We start from the raw sequence: 17,322 nt of genomic DNA, 5'->3' as shown, positions 1-17,322 counted from the left end.
GGGGCAGCGCCCCAAACCCGGTCAGCCCCATTTCGCCTCGTTTGCTTCAATAGCGGCAATGCGTTCGGCCGTTTTGGGGTGGCTCATCAACCACGCGGGGGCGGCACCGCCGCGTGCGCCGGTCAGCGCCTCAAGCTTGGTAAAAAGCGATTTTTGCGGCGCGGTGCCAATGCCCGATTTCGTCAACAACGCCGAGGCATAGGCATCCGCCTCGTATTCATCGGCGCGCGAAAGTTTCGCCGCCAACATCGACATGACCGCGCCTGCGATCCACACACCGATACCCGGTAAAAAACGCGACAGCACCATGGCCAGCGCCGTGCGCAGGGCGTTCTGACCGGAAAAATCAATCATCCGACGGCGCGAATGGCCCAAGGCAACGTGGCCCAGTTCATGGGCAATGACACTGGCGATTTCCTCGGCGGTGACCTCACCGGCGCGGTAACGGTCGTAAAACCCACGGGTGATAAAAATACGCCCGTCCGGCGCGGCCAGCCCGTTCACCGGTGCAATCTCATAGATATGCACCTTGATCCTCTTCAGATCCAGCGCCGCGGCCATCCGGTCGCACAGATTGCGCAGGGTGACATCGGCCAGTTCCGTGGATTTCTCATCCAGCTCGCGCGCGGTGCGCCAAGCCGAAAAGCGAAACATCACATAGCCGTAAATCAGCGCCAGAAGGATTGGGGTAAATTTTATCATACCATGAATATGGGGCCGCCCGCGTGGCGTGGCAAGCGGCGCATCACCGCAGCCAGGCGGCGTATTCGGGGTGGTGCGCGGCCATATCGTGATACAACCACACCATCCGATCCAAAAACCACAGCTTGGCCAATATGGTAAACGTACAGCCACAAGCCACGGCCCAAGGGTCCAACACCCACAACCCCCAGATCAGCGGGGCCAACCCCAGAGCGGCCAGCACGCTGAGCCAGTTGGCCGCACGGCTGTGATGCGCCGGGATCGGAACCGTGCCGTCATTCAACCACACCCGTTCGCCCATCACCGCGCGGCTCAGCCAATGATGAGTATGGGCGGGCGGCGCAAAAACCCGTGGGTTGTACCACGCCCAAAGGATCAACAGCGCCAGCGGCACCAGACAGGCCCAGCCAATCCAGACCCGCGCATAAATCGCCAGCGCCATCAGTGGCAGGATCGGAAGCCGCGTCAGACCCGACCACGGGTTCGCGTGCCGGTCCCAGACGGGATCGGACATGGCAAAATGCGCGGCGAGGCGGCCCATCACGGCCATCGAAATACTCTCCTGTGGTCTCTCATCGTGGTATGGCGCGGATAGCACAGGAAATAAAGGGGCCAAACCAACCTATGTCCGGCGTGGCGCACTTTGGCGCCACAGCCAGAGGCCCAAGATCACGGTGATGGCCAATCCGGCCGCTGCACCGCTGGCGTTTGACAAAAGTGTCGCCACGCCTTCGATCTGATCGGCAAACAGATATCCCGCGCCGACATAAATCGTCACCCAGATGATTTCACCCATCAGCGACCACAGCGAAAACCGCGGCCAGACCATGCCGGTGGCTCCGGCGATGTAATTGACATAGGGGCCAAGGGGGCTGAACAACCAACGGCTAAAGAAAACACCAAGGCCGCCGCGCTGTTGTGAAAAACGCCGGGCCTTTTCGATGGTTTTGGCGGTTTTTCCGGTTGCCCTGTCAAGAATGCCGGTAAACCTGCGGCCCAGGGCAAACCCGGTTTGATCGCCAGCCAACGCCCCTGCCAGTGCCGACGCGGCAACGGTAAACAGCGTCAGATCGCCCCCGGCGGCGAATGCGCCCGCACTGAGCATGATCAGCGATGTCGGCACGGGTATGGCGAGGCAGCTGGCGAAGGTTGCGAAAAAAATCAACACGGCACCGTAGTGGATTGTCAGGTCGGCCAGAGTTTCGATCATGGATCGGGGGCCTCGGCGCGGTGGCGGGCAATCGCGGCCTCGATCCGGGCAATCAGATCGCCGACCGGCACGCCGCGCTCAGCGGACAGATCATCAAGGGTCAGGCGGCGACCGGGCAGCAGCGTATCGCCCAATGCGTCCTGGATCACCGCAGGCGGTATTTTCCAGGAATAGGCGATATAACGCGGTGTCATCCACCCCGCGACGACCTGATCGCGGTGCGCAGGATCGGCCCAATAGACGGCAAACAGAACAGATCGGGTGGTCAGGCCCAATGTCACAACCAAAGCAACGATGAACAAAAGACTGGCAACCGGGCGTCTGCGCCAGATCCGGGCCAGGCGGGTTGTCAATTGGCCCATGAGGGCCTGCGCATTGGGATTTGGTCGGGTTGAAGCGGCATCTGTTGGCTTTCCGATCTGGCGGTGTGGCGGGGGCCAGCCCCCGGACCCCCGGGATATTTCAAAAACAGAAATGGATCAGCGCGTCAGGCTGCGCGTGCCTTTTGTCAGCCCCTCCAGCGTCATCGGGACCATACGGTCGGCGCCAAAGATTTGGGCAATCATTTCGATGGTTTGGGTATAGGGCCAATAGCGTTCTGGCACCGGATTGATCCACAGGTGATCGGGCCAATGATCGCGCGCGCGTTCGAGCCAGGTTTGTCCGGATTCAGGGTTCATGTGTTCGTTGGCACCGCCGGGATAAAGCAGTTCATAGGGCGACATCGACGCATCGCCGACGAAAATGCATTTCCAGTCGGGGCCATAGGTGCGCAGCACGTCGTGGGTTGGGATTTGCGCATTCCAGCGGCGGGCGTTGTCGCGCCACACGCCCTCGTAGAGGCAGTTGTGGAAGTAGAAATGTTCGAGATGTTTGAATTCGGATCGTGCGGCGCTGAACAGTTCTTCGACAACCTTGATATGCGGGTCCATCGAGCCGCCGACATCGAGAAACAGCAGCACTTTGACCGCATTGCGTCGTTCGGGGCGGGTTTTGACATCAAGCCAGCCTTGTTCGGCGGTGGCGCGGATGGTTTGGTCAAGATCCAGTTCTTCGTGCGCACCATCCCGGGCCCATTTGCGCAGGCGTTTCAGCGCCACCTTGATATTGCGGGTGCCCAGTTCGACGGAATCGTCGAGATTGCGAAATTCGCGTTTGTCCCAAACCTTGACCGCGCGTTGGTGGCGCGATTCATCCTGACCGATGCGCACGCCTTCGGGGTTGTAGCCGTAGGCGCCAAAGGGCGACGTGCCCGCCGTGCCGACCCATTTGTTGCCGCCCTGGTGGCGACCTTTTTGTTCTTTGAGCCGTTTTTTGAGGGTTTCCATCAGTTTATCAAAGCCGCCCAAGGCATTGATTTCGGCCTTTTCGGCGTCTGACAGATGCTTTTCTGCCATTTTGCGCAGCCAATCTTCGGGCAGATCGATGGCGTTCATCACCTGTTCATCGGTGATGGTGTCGAGGCCTGCAAAGCTGGTGGCGAAGGCGCGATCGAAACGGTCGATGTGGCGTTCGTCTTTCACCAGGATGCAGCGCGCCAGATAATAGAACGCCTGAGCGTCATAGGTGGCAAGGCCCGCTTTCAACCCTTCGAGAAACGCAAGAAATTCCCGCAGGCTGACCGGCACGCGGTTTTTGCGCAACTGATCGAAGAATGGCAGAAACATTACTGCATCAACCGCGCCAAAAGGATGGTGATGAGAATGCCCAGGACGGCACCCATGATTGCCAGTGTGCCAGCGTGATGGGCAATATCAAGCCGGGTGCCGCCGCGTTTGTGGGCGAGATATGCACCAATGGCGACACCCAGCGCCGTCAGTATAACGATGATCATATGGCATCTCCGGTGGTGGCCCCGGCCCGGCGGCGCGGATTGAGGGCGGTGATTTCTGATGCGCGCTTGCGTACCTCGGCATCGGGGCCAAAGCCATAGCGCGCCCAACCCAGACTGTCACGGCGCGTGGTTGCCGCCGGGCCGGTTTGGCCCAGCAGATCCTGTGCTTCGGCCTTGACCATCAGCAGGGTTGCCAGCAGGGCGGCATTTTCGGCGCGCGTGACCGCAACAACATAGCGATCAACGATTTCAAGGGCGGCACCTGCCTGACCCGAGGAGAGGGCGAAGGCGGCCAATTGCATGGCGATATGGGCGGCGTGAACTTGTGTATCGGGGTCGGCCCCGTAAATTGCGCCCGCCTGCAGGAACGAGGCAAGCGCCAATTCAGGATCACGCCCCAGCGACAGGCGGCCCAATGCAAACAGGGAAAACGCCAGGCGATTGTCGTTCCAGTTGGCCGCACGGGCCAGGGTTACGGCGCGTTTTGCGGCGGCGTGGCGTTGTGACAGGCCGGCGCGCGGGCCGAGGGCCTGTTCGATGGTGTCGATCCAGGCGCGGCTGGTTGGCGGGCGGGAAGGGGTGGCGCGGTTTGCGCCCGCCGGGTTCAGGCGGCGCAGAATGCCGGGCAGGCGCGCGGCGACGGTGGCGCGGTCCATGCCGGAGTGCAATTCGCGCGCATAGGTGGTGCGCAGGATCAGCATGTCGAACCCGGTGAGGACGGTGTGAAAGTTATCGTCGTTGAACACGGAATCGGTGAGATGATACATATCGTTAAGGGGGCCAAGGGCCTGTGCCACTTCTTCGTGCAGGCAATCGCGAATTTCCTGTGGCGCAACATCGTTGGGAATGAAGATCGCCATTTTTTCGCGCACTCTCAGGGTTTTCCAATCGGTGACGGCGCTGCGGCGGTTGCGTTTGAAATCGGCCCAACCGGTCACGCGGGGCACGACGAAACACGCGGCCTGCGGCACGGCGCGTTGCAATTCGGCGCGCGGAATTGTTTCAACCGTGATCGATGCCGGGCTTGACGGGGTGACGCGGCGGATGTCGATACCGGCCTCGCGGCGAAACCGGGTGATCAGGCGGTCAAGATCGGGCAACATCGAAGGCGGTGTCGCGCCACGCACGCGAATTGTGATCGGGCCTTCGAACCGGGTGAACACGGGCAGCGGGCGGCCCGATTCCAGCAGGAACGACAGATCCAGGAAATCAGCGGCAATTGACGCGTTTGACCGGGTGGGCCGGGTGACTGTCGGGCTTGCGAACATCTTCATCGGCGGCAGTGTGCTGATCGATGTTTCAGCGCGGTCGATAACGGGCTGGGGCGCACAGGCAGCCATAGCTGACAGCGCCAGCGCAAGGGCGAAGCGATGGATCATGGGCGCGCGTACTTTATGAAGGGTGTCAGTGTTCCAATCCGATCATACAATTTGCGCGCCTGGGTGTTGAACTCTTGCGTCAGCCAATAAACCGAAGGCGCACCGGCCGCATCGGCGCGGTCATACACCGCCTGTATCAGGGCGCGCCCGACCCCGGTGCCACGCACAGCGGGATCGGCGTAGAGATCTTGCAAGTAACAGACGTTTTCGGTTTTCCAGCCGTGACGGTGAAACAGATAATGACTCAGCCCCACGGGTTTTCCATCAAGTACGGCCAGCAAGCCATTGTAATCATGCGGTTTACCTCCGATCAAACGGCCAAAGGTGGTATCGATCACCTGATCCGGCAGGGTGGTATCGTAATGGGCCAGATAGGCGGTCCACAAACGCTCCCAATCGGGGCGATCATCGGCAGTGAGGGGGCGAATGATTAAGGTCATGCAAGATACGCCAGGGAAAACAGTGACAATGTGGATGTCCAGATAATGACAGGGGCAATGGCATCGGTGCGCACACCGTAAAGCATGGCCAACGAGAACGCCATGGCACCCGATGGGCCGGCGGCTGTCAAAGTGAACAGATGTTGCCACGGATTGCCGGGCAACAGGGTTGCCATGCCCAACAAGATGATCACCGGAAAGGCAACCAGTTTCAGCGCCGTAAAGGTCACCACTGTGGGGCTGGGCGTCAACAGGTGGCCCGACAGGATGACGCCAAGGGCAAACAGCGTCAGGGGGGCCGTGGCCACCGAAGCAAAGCGCGCGGCGGTCAGGATGGGTTCGGGGGTCTGAAATGCGGTAAGGTTGATGGTAAGTCCGGCAATGATGGCCAGAATGACAGGATTGCGCGCGATCCGGATCAGGGTTTGCACCGGCGGCACGCGCCCTGCCATGGCCTGGGTGGTGATAATGAAAAAGCTGAAGGTGATTGCCGAATCCCAGGCCACGATCGCGGTGACCGGCAGGGCGGCATCCTGACCATAGATCAAGAGGGTGATCGGCCATATATAGAGCAGCGAGTTGATGAAGATCACCGTCATGCCCAACAGCCAGGATTCCAGATGTTCACGGTGCAACAAATGGCGCGCGATCAGATAGGCGGCGGTAAACACCACCACCTGAGAACCGCCGTAAAGCGCCAGTGCGCCGATATCGAACCCGTTCAGATCAAGCCCGATCATCAGCAGAAAAATCAGCGGCGGTTGCAGCACCAGAAACGCGATCCGATTGATCGCGCGCGCCTCGGTCGCGGTGGCCGTGCCGGTGCGCCCCATGACAAACCCAAGGGCAAGCATGGCAAACACCGGCAGGATATTGTGGGTGAGAACGTGAATCATATGTGCGCTGTATGGTGGGCACCCCGGCCGGCCTGCGGTGCAGGCCAGCGGCCCGCCCCCCATCCGCGCCCTGTTTGCATTACCTCTGACCCCGGGTCATGAAGGCAAGGCGTTCAAACAGTTGCACATCCTGTTCGTTTTTCAATAAGGCCCCATGCAGTTTCGGTAGGGAATCGGCACCTTTGCGTTTCAGATCTTCGGGCGTTAAATCCTCGGCCAGAAGCAATTTCAGCCAATCCAGCACTTCGGATGTTGAGGGTTTCTTCTTTAGCCCCGGAGTTTCACGAATATCAAAGAACTGTGACAGCGCGGTGGTGAGCAGCGCCTCTTTGATATCGGGGTGATGCACGCGGATGATGTGTTTCAGCGTTTCGGGATCGGGAAAGCGGATATAGTGGAAAAAGCACCGGCGCAGAAAGGCATCGGGCAGTTCTTTTTCGTTGTTCGAAGTGATGATCACCACCGGGCGGTGCTTGGCGATAATCGTTTCTCCGGTTTCGTAAACGTGAAACTCCATCCGATCCAATTCCTGCAACAGATCATTGGGAAATTCGATATCGGCCTTGTCGACCTCATCAATCAGCAGCACGACCCGTTCTTCGGCGGCAAACGCCTGCCATAACTTGCCCTTGCGGATGTAATTGCCCACGTCATGCACCCGGTCATCGCCCAGCTGGCTGTCGCGCAACCGGCTGACGGCGTCGTATTCATACAGCCCCTGTTGCGCGCGGGTGGTGGATTTGACGTGCCACTCGAACATCTCCATGCCCAGCGCACTGGCCACCTGTCGGGCCAGTTCGGTTTTGCCGGTGCCCGGTTCGCCCTTTACCAAAAGCGGGCGTTGCAATGTCACGGCGGCGTTCACCGCGATGGTCAGATCCTCGGTGGCGATATAGGCATCAGTGCCGGTAAATTTCATGGAATTCCAAACCTCTGTCAGCCCAGACTGTTGGGCAATCACAATGCACAATGGCCTTATCAATGCCTAGTGACAACAGGTTGGGGTTGCGATATTCCACCGCCAAGGGAGGCACATTATGGAAGCAGATACCACAAGACGGGCCTCTTGTTCAGAAATGGGAGAGACAATGAAGGTAGATGCCTTATTGCCTGACGATTATCGTCCGGCCGAGGACGAGCCGTTCATGAACGACCGTCAGGTCGCGTATTTCCGCCGCAAATTGTTGGCGTGGAAAGCCGACCTTATGGACGACAGCAAAAGCACGGTTCAGGGATTGCAGGACGGCACGCGAAATATTCCCGATGTGGCCGATCGCGCCAGCGAAGAAACCGATCGCGCGCTGGAATTGCGCACGCGCGACCGGCAGCGCAAATTGGTCGCCAAGATCGACGCCGCGCTGCGCCGGGTTGAAGAGGGCGAATATGGCTATTGCGAAGCAACGGGAGAGCCTATTTCGCTAAAGCGGCTGGATGCGCGCCCGATTGCGGTCATGACCCTTGAGGCGCAAGAGCGCCATGAGCGGCGCGAAAAGGTGCATCGCGACGATTGAGATGATGAAACGGTAAACATCAACAGGCACCGGGGTGGCAACGCCCCGGTGTTTTTGTCTGACGGGTGTGGTGCGATGATTGCGAATATGGATGTAACCGTGCTGGGGGGTGGTATCGGTGGGTTGGCCTGTGCCTGTGCGCTGGCACAACGCGGCGCGCGGGTGCGGGTGTTGGAACAGGCCCCGGCATTGCAAGAGGTCGGCGCCGGCATTCAGATCAGCGCCAATGGCTTGGCTGTGCTGCGCGCTTTGGGGTTGGAGCCGGCGTTTTTGGCCCGATCAACCGGCAACGGGGCGGTGGAATTGCGCCAGGGGCAAAATGGCGCGCGGTTGATTCGCATGGCGATGGATCCCGGCGCGTTTCGATTCGTGCATCGCGCCGACATGATCGATATTTTGGCCGAAGGCGCGCGCGCCGCCGGTGTAACGGTGGAAACCGGGCGGCGGGTGGCGGCGGTGAACCTGGAGAGCAGCGGCGCGCGGTTGGATTTTGCCGATGGCACGGGGGAGACGGTGCCACTGTTGGTGGCGGCTGATGGGGTGCGGTCGGTGGTGCGGCCTGTGATTGATGGGGTGGCCACGCCGTTTTTTACCGGCCAGGTGGCCTGGCGGGCGTTGATTCCCGGCACGGAAGGCGCGCCCGAGGCACGGGTTTATGTGGGGCCGGGGCGGCATCTGGTGCGCTATCCCTTGGCGGGGCGCGGTGTGATCAATCTGGTGGGGGTTGAGGAACGCGCCGAATGGGCCGAGGAAACGTGGCACAGCCCGGCGGATCCGGCGCAGTTTCGCGCGGCGTTTGCCGGGTTTTGCGATGGGGTTCAACGCGATCTGGCGTTGGTCGATCAGGTGCATCTGTGGGGGTTGTTCCGCCACCGGGTTGCCGAAACCTGGCACCGGGGGCAGGTGGCATTGTTGGGCGATGCGGCGCATCCGACCCTGCCGTTCATGGCGCAGGGGGCGAATCTGGCGTTGGAGGATGCCTGGGTTCTGGCCGATTGTCTGGCGCAGCGTCCGGTGGATCAAGCCTTGCCGATGTATCAGGAAAAGCGCCGCGCCCGGGTCGCGCGTGCGATTGCGGCGGCCAATGACAATGCGCGCAATTATCACCTGTCAAAGTGGTGGCAGGTGGGCCCGGCCCACACCGCGTTGCGGATGTTGGACCGGGTGGCACCGTCGGCCATGGTGCGCAAGTTCGATTGGCTTTATCGCCACGATGTCACGGCCTAGGCTTTTTCCAACGCGCTGATAATGCCGGAAAAATCTGCCGCTTTCAGTGAGGCACCGCCAACCAATGCGCCATCCACATCGGGCACGGCGAAAATCTCGGCGGCATTCGCGGCCTTGACCGACCCGCCGTAAAGCAGGCGCATACTGGTTCCGTTATCGCCAAAGCGTTTTTCAAGCTCGGCGCGCAGAAACCCATGCACCTCACCGATCTGATCAAGGGTCGGCACCTTGCCGGTGCCGATGGCCCACACGGGTTCATAGGCGACAACGGTGTTGGCGGCACTGGCGGTATCGGGCAACGAACCGGTCAGTTGCGCGGCGCAAATGGCCAGGGTTTCGCCCGCTTCGCGTTGATCCAGCGTTTCGCCGATGCATACCACGGCGATCAACCCCGCATCATGGGCCGCCTGGGTTTTGGCGCGCACCATTTCATCGGTTTCGCCGTGATCGGTGCGGCGTTCCGAATGGCCCGTAATCACATGGCTTGCACCGGCATCGGCCAACATATCGGCAGCAATATCGCCGGTATGGGCGCCGGATGTGGCTGCATGGCAATCCTGCCCGCCAACCGACAGCGCGCCGCCTTTTGCCGCCTCGGCCATACGGTGCACAAGCGTGGCAGGCGGGCACAACAACACATCACAGCCCGGCGCGGGGTGGGCGGCCAACAGCGCCTGAACCTCGGATAGGGCGGCGGCGGTTCCGTTCATCTTCCAATTGCCAGCGGCAAGTTTGCGGCGGTTGGCCATCTGTCTTCTCCCATTTCAAATGTCTGACTGTGGTGTAACGTGGAACGGCGGGTTTGGCCAAGGGGCGCGCGCTGACACATTGTGATTGCGCGCGATTTCTGCAAAAGGACAGGGAACACTTCTAACGAGACGCAGTCCGATGAACATGATGTCCACCTTTGTGAAACCCATGCACCCCGAAGGGCGCCGGTTTGTCGCAATCTTTGCCGCCATCACCGTGGCCCTGTTTTTACTGTGGGAGCCTCTGGGCTGGATCGGTGTGGGCGCGACGGTGTGGTGTTACTATTTCTTTCGCGATCCACCGCGCACGGTGCCCGAACGCGAAGGGCTGATCATCAGCCCGGCGGATGGCGTGGTGTCGTTGATCGAACCGGCGGTTCCTCCGGCAGAATTGGGCATGGCCGACACGCCCCTGACCCGCGTCAGCGTGTTCATGAATGTGTTCAACTGCCATGTGAACCGCGCGCCGATTGCCGGCACGGTGGCGGCTGTGGCCTATCGCCCCGGTAAATTCTTTAACGCATCGCTGGACAAGGCCAGTAGCGATAATGAGCGGATGTCACTGGCGTTGACCCTGAAAGACGGGCGGCAGGTCGCAGTGGTGCAGATTGCCGGTTTGGTGGCGCGGCGAATCCTGTGTTTTGTCGAACAGGATACCGTGCTGCGTACGGGTGAACGGTTTGGCCTGATCCGGTTTGGCAGCCGCGTTGATGTATATCTGCCCGAAGGGGTGTCGCCATTGGTATCGGTCGGACAAGGAACCATTGCCGGTGAAACCGTGTTGGCCGATTTACACAGCAGCGAACCCGCGCGCCGCGCACGATTGGAATAAGCCATGACCAACCCCAAGTCCGAATTGCAACTGACCCAACTGTTACCCAATCTGTTGACCCTGGCGGCGATTTGCGCCGGGCTGACCGCGATCCGGTTTGGGATACAGGGCAATTTTGAAACCGCTGTGCGGCTGATCCTGCTGGCCGGAATTCTGGATGGGCTGGATGGCCGGGTTGCCCGCCTGTTGAAAAGCGAAAGCGAAATCGGTGCCGAGCTGGATTCGCTGGCGGATTTCGTGAACTTCGGCGTGGCGCCGGTGCTGTTGGTGTATCTGTGGGGTTTGCAGGATATCCGCAACGAAGCCTGGATCGCGATGTTGCTGTTTTCGGTGTGTTGTGTGACCCGCCTTGCGCGGTTCAACGTCGATGCCCGGGCAGGCGAACCCGAAGCGCCCAAGGATTTCTTTACCGGCGTGCCGGCCCCGGCGGGTGCGGTTCTGGTTTTGCTGCCGGTTTATTATTCGTTCCTGAGCGGATGGATGCCGGACAGTGCATTTGAATTTCTGGCCATCTGCGCCTGGGTGGTGATTGTCGGGCTGTTGATGATCAGCCGCATCCCGACATTTTCGGGCAAAAGCACCACGATCGAGCGTCGGCGCGTGCGGTATTTCATGATCGGATTCGTGTTCTTTATCGCCGCACTGCTGACCTATACTTGGTTGACCCTGGTGGTGTGCAGCCTGATTTACATGGCCACGATCCCGATCAGCCACGCCAAGGCGCGGCGCCTGACTTAGTCGGCGCTCTGCTCTGATTCCAACTCGCTGACGTCTTTGAATTTGATCGATTCACCACATCCACAGGCGTCGGTGACGTTGGGATTGCGGAATTTGAAACCGGACTCCAACAGAGAGGTCTGATAGTCGATTTCAGTGCCAAACAGGAACATCTGCGCCATCGGGGCAATCATGACGCGGGCGCCGTCAACCTCTACCACCTCGTCCATCGGGTTTACTTCGGTGACGTAATCCATGGTGTATTCCATGCCCGCACATCCGCCCTTTTTCACCCCGATGCGCAAGCCCTGGTGGCCATCGCGCGCCATGAGTTTGGCGATCTGGCGTTGGGCGGTCGGGGTGATTGTAACTGCTTGTTTGCCGGGAATGCCGAACATGATATGTCCTTTCAGGGTCTTTTCATAAGGTAGTGCCTTTGCACCTGCGGCTCAAGGGCGGTGCCATGCCCGTACTGCCGAGATTTTTCACAAAAAAAAGAGGCGGGCCCGCGACCCACCCCTTTTGTTATCCAGTCGCGATGCAAACAGCTTACATGAAGCCAAGTTCGAGTCGGGCCTCATCGCTCATCATGTCCATGCCCCAAGGCGGCTCCCAGACCAGTTGCACATCGACGGTTTTGACACCGGGCAACGGTTCGATGGAATCAGCCACCCAGCCGGGCATTTCACCGGCCACAGGACAGCCGGGTGCGGTGAGGCTCATCAATACCGAAACTTCGTTTTCAGCCGAAATATCAATGGTATAGATCAGGCCCAAATCATAGATATTAACCGGGATTTCCGGGTCATAAACACTGCGGCAGGCTTCTACGACCTGTTCATACAGCGGGTGATCGGTGCTGGAAGGCTTGATCAAAGGCGTGCCTTCGAGGGGGGGGCTTGTTTCAGCGGTCATGGCTTCCTCGGCTTAAAGGTTGACTAAACATATAAGGATTGAGGGGCGGGCCGTAAAGGGCGTGTTGGGTCAGGCGGGGTCTGACATATCATCCAATCCGCCACGAGGCAGCATCGCGCGGTCGTTCGCACCATGCAATTCCTGCGCGGCTTTCATCAATGCCTCGCGGATGCGACATTCTGCCTCCCATCCATCATTGGGATTGGTGGTGGGAAATTGAAAGCGCACCACCTGACCAAAAGCATCCTGAGAATATACCAGCATTTGCGCCGCATCCTGATCATACACACATTCTTCCTCTGCGACGATCTGGTGAAACCGGTCGCGCATGGCGTCAAGATCGGCGGTTTGTGCCAATGTCATTTTGACGGTGCGGATCTGTTCAGTGTTTTCCAGCGTGTAATTCACGAAATTATCCGACACGAAATGTTCCACCGGAACAACAAGGCGGTCGCCATTCCACACCTTGAGCTGAACAAAAGTGAAATGAATCCGCTCGACCGTGGCCCAGACGCCATCATATTCGATCTGATCGCCGATCCGGGCCGACCGGTTGATTGCGATTTGCAAAGATGCCAGCATATTCCCCAGAACCGAGCGCGCGGCAAAACCAAGGATCAGTGTGATCGCCCCCGCCGAGGCCAAAAGAGACACGCCAAGCGAGTTATAAAGCCGCGCGGAAGACAGGATGAAACCGACCGCAATCACCAATGCGATGACTACGATCAATCGCCGTGCAGCAGTGAGCGCGGTGGCGAGCGAGCGTGAACTGGTACGCCCGTGGTCGGACAGATCGGTCATGTCGAAACTGACCATTTGTCGCAGGGTTGCATCAATCAATTGCAGGCCAAACATCAAGGCGGCCGTGACATATCCGATCACGATAAGCGGCAACAGTATCGTGGTGATGCCCCCCGAAAAGACGAACAGGTATTTCGTGGCCAACAGGAATACGGTGGTCACCGCCGCGATCAGACCGGGCCAGCGCAGGGCGCTGAGGGCCAGTGTGCTCCACCAACCATCGGCGCGGCGCGACAGGACGCGAAACAGCAGATAAATCCCCCGTCCCACGACATAGGCCGCAAATATCATCAGGGGCAGGGCGACCAATTCCCACACATACAACCCGAAAACCGACCGCTGTTTCAGCCAATCGGGCAGCATTTCCTCAAACGCGCTGGGCCCGTGCAGGGCATAAAGAGCTGGGATTTGTGCGACTGTTTCGCGTGAAATCAGCCATACAGGGTCTGTGGTGCCATCGCTTACCCGCTCCAGTCGGATTGCGGCGGCCCGTTTGGGGCCATCGACCGTTGCAAGCAGCAGCGCGCGGCGCGGCTCGCCTGCGGTGACATTTTGTTGCGCGGCATTGGCATCCAACCCATCAGGGCGCTGAAGCAGATCACCCCATGGGATGATCACCCGCCGCTCAAACACCGACACCAGCATTCTTGCCAATTCGGGGCCTTTTTCGGCCTGTATCTGTGGCGCAAGATCGCTGAGATCCAGCGCGTGCGCCGCCGATATCAATCGGCCCTCTTCGACATTGTCGATCAGCGTGGCCATGGCGCCATGGGGGGTGCGCAAATCAACCGTATCGCCCGGCGCGGGCAGGCCGGGATTCAGGGTTTCGATTTCGAAAACGTGCGTGTCGGACCAGCCGGGCAGGGCAAAACAAAGCGTGGCAAGGCACAGCACAACAAAGCGGCGAATGGCGTCTGACATCATACCGCCTAACGGTCGAGGGCGCGTCACGGTTCCTTGCGCTTTTTCCTTGGCTTCGGGGTGGGGCGCAGGCGCGATTCAAGATGATCAAGGATCAGCCCGGCGATATTGGTGCCGCTGGCCGTTTCAAAACGCGACAACCCCGGAGTGGCCGAGAGTGATAACACCTTTGGCCCATCGACCGTGCGCAGGATATCGACGCTGGCCAAGGTCAGCTTTAGCGCGCGGGCGGCTTTTTGCGCCAACAGGCGTTCGGCTTTGGTGGGTTTGACGGGCTGGGTGTGGGTATCGGCATTGGCGGTTTTGCGAGCCAGCGCCGCGATCAGTTTACCGCCCAGCACCAGACATTTGATATCGCCGCGGGTTTGATGCTGAAACTCCTGCACCAGAAGATTGGCTTTCAACCCGCGAAATGCGCGGATGACCGAACCGGCAGCGGCGGGGCTGTCGGCCTTGATCATGCCGGTCGGGGTTGTGGGATCAAGCAGTTTCAGCGCCACCGGGGCCTGACCGACCAGCGGGATCAGATATTCGGAATCGCGCGGTGAGGCGGCAAAGGCGGTGGCGGGAATCGCAATATGGGCGCGGGCCAGCAATTGATGCATATGCATCGAATCACGGCTGGCGATGATCGCATCGGAACTGTTCAGACAATGGGTGCCGATGGTTTCAAACTGCCGCACCAGGGCCGCGCCATAAGGGGTGGAACCGGCGGCAATATGGGGGATGATCGCATCATAGCGGGGCAGGGGTGCGCCGCCCAGATGCACCTCGGGGGCGAGGGCATTCATCGCCATGTAACAGCGCATGGTATCGATGATTTCGGCCTTGTGGCCCCGTTCGCGGGCCTCGTCGAGCAGGCACCGCGAGGTGTAGCCGGTGCCATCGCGGCTGAGGATCGCGATTGACAGGGGGCGGTCGGGAACCGGCGTTGTGCGCCGCGCCGCCGGATAACAGGCATAACTGAGCTGGGGTTGGCAAAAGCTTTGGCCGGGGCTGACCACCGCATGATCGCCCAACGCCTGTCGTCCCAACAACATGCGATAGGCCATCGCGCCCCGGTCAGTCAGGGTCAGCTCAACCGGCCAGGTTTTAGGCCCGATGGTGATGTCAGACAGGATGACATAGCGGTATTCGGTTTCACCGTTGCTTGACGTGACTTCGCGCCGGTCATGGATGGGCGCGGTGCAACGCACCACCAGATCGTGCCGCCCCGGAATTGGATGCACGGCAAATTTCACCCACGGCGCGTCAGCCGTGCCGCCCGGTTCAATATCAAACGCATGCAGCGCCGATGTGCGCGCGCCGGTGTCTACCTTTACCTTCAGCGCGGGCAGATTCAGGTTGGGCAGGGCGCACCATTCCTCCCATCCCAGGGTCAGCGGGGTGTCGGACATGGGCAAACCTCCTTGCGCGTGGGGGCCGGTTTGCGCCAGAAGGGGCGCAGGAAAAAGGGCCGGGCAGATGACAGATCGCATAACGTTTAAGGTGAATGGCACAGATGGCGCGGCGCGCACAGGGGTGATTTCAACGCCCCGCGGCGATATTCGCACGCCTGCGTTCATGCCCGTGGGCACGGCGGCCACGGTCAAGGCGATGATGCCGGAATCAGTGCGTGAAACCGGCGCCGACATTTTGCTGGGCAATACCTATCATTTGATGCTGCGTCCCAGCGCGGAACGGATTGACCGGTTGGGCGGGTTGCACCGGTTCATGAACTGGGACCGCCCGATATTGACCGATTCAGGCGGGTTTCAGGTGATGAGCCTTGCTGGCCTGCGCAAGATGTCGGAACACGGGGTCACGTTCAAATCCCACATCGACGGATCAAAGCACGAATTGACGCCCGAGCGCAGCATGGAAATTCAACGTCTGTTGGGCAGTGATATCGTGATGTGTTTCGATGAATGCCCGGCGCTTCCCGCAGATCGGGCGCGAATTGCTGAATCGATGCGCCTTTCGATGCGCTGGGCGTCGCGGTCGCGCGATGCCTTTGGCGATCGGCCGGGCCACGCATTGTTTGGCATTCAACAAGGCGGGTTAGAGCAGGATTTACGCCAGGAAAGCGCACAGGCCCTGACCGATATCGGTTTTGACGGGTATGCCGTGGGCGGTTTGGCGGTGGGAGAGGGGCAAGAGGCGATGTTTGCATGTCTCGATTATGCCCCCGACATGTTACCAAAGGATAAACCCCGCTATTTGATGGGGGTGGGCAAGCCTGATGATATTGTCGGCGCGGTGAAGCGTGGAATCGACATGATGGATTGCGTGCTGCCGTCCCGTTCGGGGCGAACCGGTCAGGTGTTTACCCGCACCGGTGTGGTCAACATCAAGAATGCCCGCCATCAGGATGATCCGCGCCCGTTGGATGAACATTGTCGGTGCCCCGCCTGCCGCAATTATTCGCGTGCCTATCTGCACCATGTATTTCGCGCGCAAGAGATGATTTCGGGCATGTTGCTGACTTGGCATAATCTGACCTATTTTCAGGATATCATGGACGGAATGCGCAACGCCATTGCCACAGGCACCTTTGACGTCTGGGAAACCGAATTTCACACCACCCGCGCCCAAGGCGATATCGAGCCATTGTGAGGCACGGCATTTTCCTGCCTCTGATCGCCGTGATCGTTGTTGTGGCGGCGATTAGCGGTACGATTTTCGGCACCGTAATCAATGGCATGGTTCTGAGCGGCGCGATGGTGTCTGCCCATGTCTGTGCCTTGCGCGCCGGGCAATGGCGGGTGGTGGTGTTTGCGCTGATCTTTACCGCGATGCCTGTGGCGCTGGCCCTTAGCATTGCCGATATGGCGCAAATCACCGTGAAAACAGGCGCGGTTTTGGCGTTTGAACAGGGCCGGGTGACGCAATCAGGGCTGTTGCAATTGTTGCTGCTCAATGTGGCGCTGAGCACACTTGCCCTGATCGTTGACACGCTTGCATTGCGGTTTTTGCCCCGCTAGCCACATTCGCGGACAAATGAACGGGTTTTTCCCCCTGGTCGGCGGCGAAATTAACGCCACATCAACCTTCACAACAGAATAACGTCCAAGTACATCTTGCCCCGCCACAGCGGCACAGGCACACTATGAAGTGAGCAAGTAAGAACAGGCCATGGTTGACGCGGGGGGGCAGGCACCCCACCTATTCCATCATGACCGGAGTCGCCCCATGTTGCCGCAAAGCGG

At 59.7% G+C, this 17,322-nt stretch carries 21 protein-coding genes; 6 read left to right on the top strand and 15 right to left on the bottom strand.

Features of this window, described 5'->3' with window-relative positions; translation table 11 throughout:
• Positions 1-21: 21 nt before the first annotated feature.
• The 10 genes from C8265_RS01555 to C8265_RS01515 all read right to left on the bottom strand — a co-directional run bounded on the left by C8265_RS01555 (position 22) and on the right by C8265_RS01515 (position 7,380).
• Positions 22-702, bottom strand: a complete 681-nt coding sequence (locus tag C8265_RS01555) for a M48 family metallopeptidase (protein ID WP_108482204.1) — start codon at positions 700-702, stop codon at positions 22-24.
• 43 nt (positions 703-745) lie between these two features.
• The gene (locus tag C8265_RS01550; protein ID WP_108482203.1) at positions 746-1,252 is read right to left on the bottom strand and encodes a DUF6653 family protein; all 507 of its coding nucleotides are present in this window, start codon (positions 1,250-1,252) and stop codon (positions 746-748) included.
• A gap of 72 nt (positions 1,253-1,324) precedes the next feature.
• A complete protein-coding gene (locus C8265_RS01545) occupies positions 1,325-1,912 on the bottom strand; it encodes a DedA family protein (protein WP_108482202.1) in 588 nt (195 codons plus the stop codon).
• Entirely contained in the window at positions 1,909-2,274 is a 366-nt protein-coding gene (locus tag C8265_RS01540) for a hypothetical protein (RefSeq protein WP_108482201.1), read from the bottom strand. The genes C8265_RS01545 and C8265_RS01540 overlap by 4 nt, the downstream gene beginning before the upstream one ends.
• 117 nt (positions 2,275-2,391) lie before the next feature.
• On the bottom strand, positions 2,392-3,579 hold the full coding sequence (locus tag C8265_RS01535; RefSeq protein WP_108482200.1) for a vWA domain-containing protein: 1,188 nt from the start codon (positions 3,577-3,579) through the stop codon (positions 2,392-2,394).
• On the bottom strand, positions 3,579-3,746 hold the full coding sequence (locus C8265_RS19360; RefSeq protein WP_164512231.1) for a hypothetical protein: 168 nt from the start codon (positions 3,744-3,746) through the stop codon (positions 3,579-3,581). The genes C8265_RS01535 and C8265_RS19360 overlap by 1 nt, the downstream gene beginning before the upstream one ends.
• Entirely contained in the window at positions 3,743-5,125 is a 1,383-nt protein-coding gene (locus C8265_RS01530) for a DUF2927 domain-containing protein (protein WP_108482199.1), read from the bottom strand. Before C8265_RS01530 ends, C8265_RS19360 begins: the two co-directional genes overlap by 4 nt.
• The gene (locus tag C8265_RS01525) at positions 5,122-5,565 is read right to left on the bottom strand and encodes a GNAT family N-acetyltransferase (protein WP_108482198.1); all 444 of its coding nucleotides are present in this window, start codon (positions 5,563-5,565) and stop codon (positions 5,122-5,124) included. The genes C8265_RS01530 and C8265_RS01525 overlap by 4 nt, the downstream gene beginning before the upstream one ends.
• Positions 5,562-6,461: an AEC family transporter gene (locus C8265_RS01520; protein WP_108482503.1), complete on the bottom strand. Its 900-nt coding sequence runs from the start codon at positions 6,459-6,461 to the stop codon at positions 5,562-5,564. The genes C8265_RS01525 and C8265_RS01520 overlap by 4 nt, the downstream gene beginning before the upstream one ends.
• A 79-nt stretch (positions 6,462-6,540) precedes the next feature.
• Positions 6,541-7,380, bottom strand: coding sequence for an AAA family ATPase (locus C8265_RS01515; protein WP_108482197.1), 840 nt, complete (start codon positions 7,378-7,380; stop codon positions 6,541-6,543).
• A gap of 169 nt (positions 7,381-7,549) precedes the next feature.
• Here C8265_RS01515 and dksA point away from each other — a divergent pair, with 169 nt between their 5' ends.
• Together dksA and C8265_RS01505 are read left to right on the top strand one after the other, a co-directional pair.
• Positions 7,550-7,972 carry an RNA polymerase-binding protein DksA gene (gene dksA, locus C8265_RS01510; RefSeq protein ID WP_108482196.1) on the top strand — a complete coding sequence of 141 codons (423 nt, stop codon included), beginning with the start codon at positions 7,550-7,552 and terminating at the stop codon, positions 7,970-7,972.
• Between the two features lie 75 nt (positions 7,973-8,047).
• The gene (locus tag C8265_RS01505) at positions 8,048-9,199 is read left to right on the top strand and encodes an FAD-dependent monooxygenase (RefSeq protein ID WP_164512230.1); all 1,152 of its coding nucleotides are present in this window, start codon (positions 8,048-8,050) and stop codon (positions 9,197-9,199) included.
• Here C8265_RS01505 and tpiA read toward each other — a convergent pair.
• The gene (gene tpiA / locus C8265_RS01500) at positions 9,196-9,948 is read right to left on the bottom strand and encodes a triose-phosphate isomerase (RefSeq protein ID WP_108482195.1); all 753 of its coding nucleotides are present in this window, start codon (positions 9,946-9,948) and stop codon (positions 9,196-9,198) included. The genes C8265_RS01505 and tpiA overlap by 4 nt on opposite strands.
• Positions 9,949-10,087: 139 nt before the next feature.
• Between tpiA and C8265_RS01495 the strand changes: the two genes are divergently transcribed.
• A complete protein-coding gene (locus tag C8265_RS01495) occupies positions 10,088-10,780 on the top strand; it encodes a phosphatidylserine decarboxylase (RefSeq protein ID WP_108482194.1) in 693 nt (230 codons plus the stop codon).
• Between the two features lie 3 nt (positions 10,781-10,783).
• Complete coding sequence (gene pssA / locus C8265_RS01490) at positions 10,784-11,518, top strand: CDP-diacylglycerol--serine O-phosphatidyltransferase (protein WP_108482193.1); 735 nt, start codon at positions 10,784-10,786, stop codon at positions 11,516-11,518.
• On the opposite strand, the gene C8265_RS01485 is transcribed toward pssA, so the two are convergent.
• From C8265_RS01485 to C8265_RS01470, 4 genes are all read right to left on the bottom strand, one after another.
• Entirely contained in the window at positions 11,515-11,895 is a 381-nt protein-coding gene (locus tag C8265_RS01485) for a HesB/IscA family protein (RefSeq protein WP_108482192.1), read from the bottom strand. The genes pssA and C8265_RS01485 overlap by 4 nt on opposite strands.
• A gap of 151 nt (positions 11,896-12,046) precedes the next feature.
• Positions 12,047-12,412 (bottom strand): SUF system Fe-S cluster assembly protein, encoded by a 366-nt coding sequence (locus C8265_RS01480; protein WP_108482191.1) that lies wholly within the window; start codon positions 12,410-12,412, stop codon positions 12,047-12,049.
• 69 nt (positions 12,413-12,481) lie between these two features.
• Positions 12,482-14,134 (bottom strand): mechanosensitive ion channel family protein, encoded by a 1,653-nt coding sequence (locus tag C8265_RS01475; protein ID WP_164512229.1) that lies wholly within the window; start codon positions 14,132-14,134, stop codon positions 12,482-12,484.
• Positions 14,135-14,160: 26 nt separating this feature from the next.
• Positions 14,161-15,531: a putative ATP-dependent zinc protease gene (locus C8265_RS01470; protein WP_108482501.1), complete on the bottom strand. Its 1,371-nt coding sequence runs from the start codon at positions 15,529-15,531 to the stop codon at positions 14,161-14,163.
• A gap of 67 nt (positions 15,532-15,598) precedes the next feature.
• Here C8265_RS01470 and tgt point away from each other — a divergent pair, with 67 nt between their 5' ends.
• Entirely contained in the window at positions 15,599-16,729 is a 1,131-nt protein-coding gene (gene tgt, locus C8265_RS01465) for a tRNA guanosine(34) transglycosylase Tgt (RefSeq protein ID WP_108482189.1), read from the top strand.
• Positions 16,726-17,097 carry a hypothetical protein gene (locus C8265_RS01460; RefSeq protein WP_108482188.1) on the top strand — a complete coding sequence of 124 codons (372 nt, stop codon included), beginning with the start codon at positions 16,726-16,728 and terminating at the stop codon, positions 17,095-17,097. The genes tgt and C8265_RS01460 overlap by 4 nt, the downstream gene beginning before the upstream one ends.
• Positions 17,098-17,322: the final 225 nt, after the last annotated feature.

Origin of the sequence: Oceaniglobus ichthyenteri, from assembly GCF_003057885.1 — a bacterium.
GTDB lineage: Bacteria > Pseudomonadota > Alphaproteobacteria > Rhodobacterales > Rhodobacteraceae > Oceaniglobus > Oceaniglobus ichthyenteri.
The sequence above is the reverse complement of the archived record's forward strand: the minus strand, read 5'-3'. Positions and strand labels throughout refer to the sequence as shown.

Excerpts from the sequence above, each read along its gene's own strand:
- C8265_RS01555 (WP_108482204.1), bottom strand. The coding sequence starts at position 702 with ATGATAAAATTTACCCCAATCCTTCTGGCGCTGATTTACGGCTATGTG.
- C8265_RS01550 (WP_108482203.1), bottom strand. The coding sequence starts at position 1,252 with ATGGCCGTGATGGGCCGCCTCGCCGCGCATTTTGCCATGTCCGATCCC.
- C8265_RS01545 (WP_108482202.1), bottom strand. The coding sequence starts at position 1,912 with ATGATCGAAACTCTGGCCGACCTGACAATCCACTACGGTGCCGTGTTG.
- C8265_RS01540 (WP_108482201.1), bottom strand. The coding sequence starts at position 2,274 with ATGGGCCAATTGACAACCCGCCTGGCCCGGATCTGGCGCAGACGCCCG.
- C8265_RS01535 (WP_108482200.1), bottom strand. The coding sequence starts at position 3,579 with ATGTTTCTGCCATTCTTCGATCAGTTGCGCAAAAACCGCGTGCCGGTC.
- C8265_RS19360 (WP_164512231.1), bottom strand. The coding sequence starts at position 3,746 with ATGATCATCGTTATACTGACGGCGCTGGGTGTCGCCATTGGTGCATAT.
- C8265_RS01530 (WP_108482199.1), bottom strand. The coding sequence starts at position 5,125 with ATGATCCATCGCTTCGCCCTTGCGCTGGCGCTGTCAGCTATGGCTGCC.
- C8265_RS01525 (WP_108482198.1), bottom strand. The coding sequence starts at position 5,565 with ATGACCTTAATCATTCGCCCCCTCACTGCCGATGATCGCCCCGATTGG.
- C8265_RS01520 (WP_108482503.1), bottom strand. The coding sequence starts at position 6,461 with ATGATTCACGTTCTCACCCACAATATCCTGCCGGTGTTTGCCATGCTT.
- C8265_RS01515 (WP_108482197.1), bottom strand. The coding sequence starts at position 7,380 with ATGAAATTTACCGGCACTGATGCCTATATCGCCACCGAGGATCTGACC.
- dksA (WP_108482196.1), top strand. The coding sequence starts at position 7,550 with ATGAAGGTAGATGCCTTATTGCCTGACGATTATCGTCCGGCCGAGGAC.
- C8265_RS01505 (WP_164512230.1), top strand. The coding sequence starts at position 8,048 with ATGATTGCGAATATGGATGTAACCGTGCTGGGGGGTGGTATCGGTGGG.
- tpiA (WP_108482195.1), bottom strand. The coding sequence starts at position 9,948 with ATGGCCAACCGCCGCAAACTTGCCGCTGGCAATTGGAAGATGAACGGA.
- C8265_RS01495 (WP_108482194.1), top strand. The coding sequence starts at position 10,088 with ATGAACATGATGTCCACCTTTGTGAAACCCATGCACCCCGAAGGGCGC.
- pssA (WP_108482193.1), top strand. The coding sequence starts at position 10,784 with ATGACCAACCCCAAGTCCGAATTGCAACTGACCCAACTGTTACCCAAT.
- C8265_RS01485 (WP_108482192.1), bottom strand. The coding sequence starts at position 11,895 with ATGTTCGGCATTCCCGGCAAACAAGCAGTTACAATCACCCCGACCGCC.
- C8265_RS01480 (WP_108482191.1), bottom strand. The coding sequence starts at position 12,412 with ATGACCGCTGAAACAAGCCCCCCCCTCGAAGGCACGCCTTTGATCAAG.
- C8265_RS01475 (WP_164512229.1), bottom strand. The coding sequence starts at position 14,134 with ATGTCAGACGCCATTCGCCGCTTTGTTGTGCTGTGCCTTGCCACGCTT.
- C8265_RS01470 (WP_108482501.1), bottom strand. The coding sequence starts at position 15,531 with ATGTCCGACACCCCGCTGACCCTGGGATGGGAGGAATGGTGCGCCCTG.
- tgt (WP_108482189.1), top strand. The coding sequence starts at position 15,599 with ATGACAGATCGCATAACGTTTAAGGTGAATGGCACAGATGGCGCGGCG.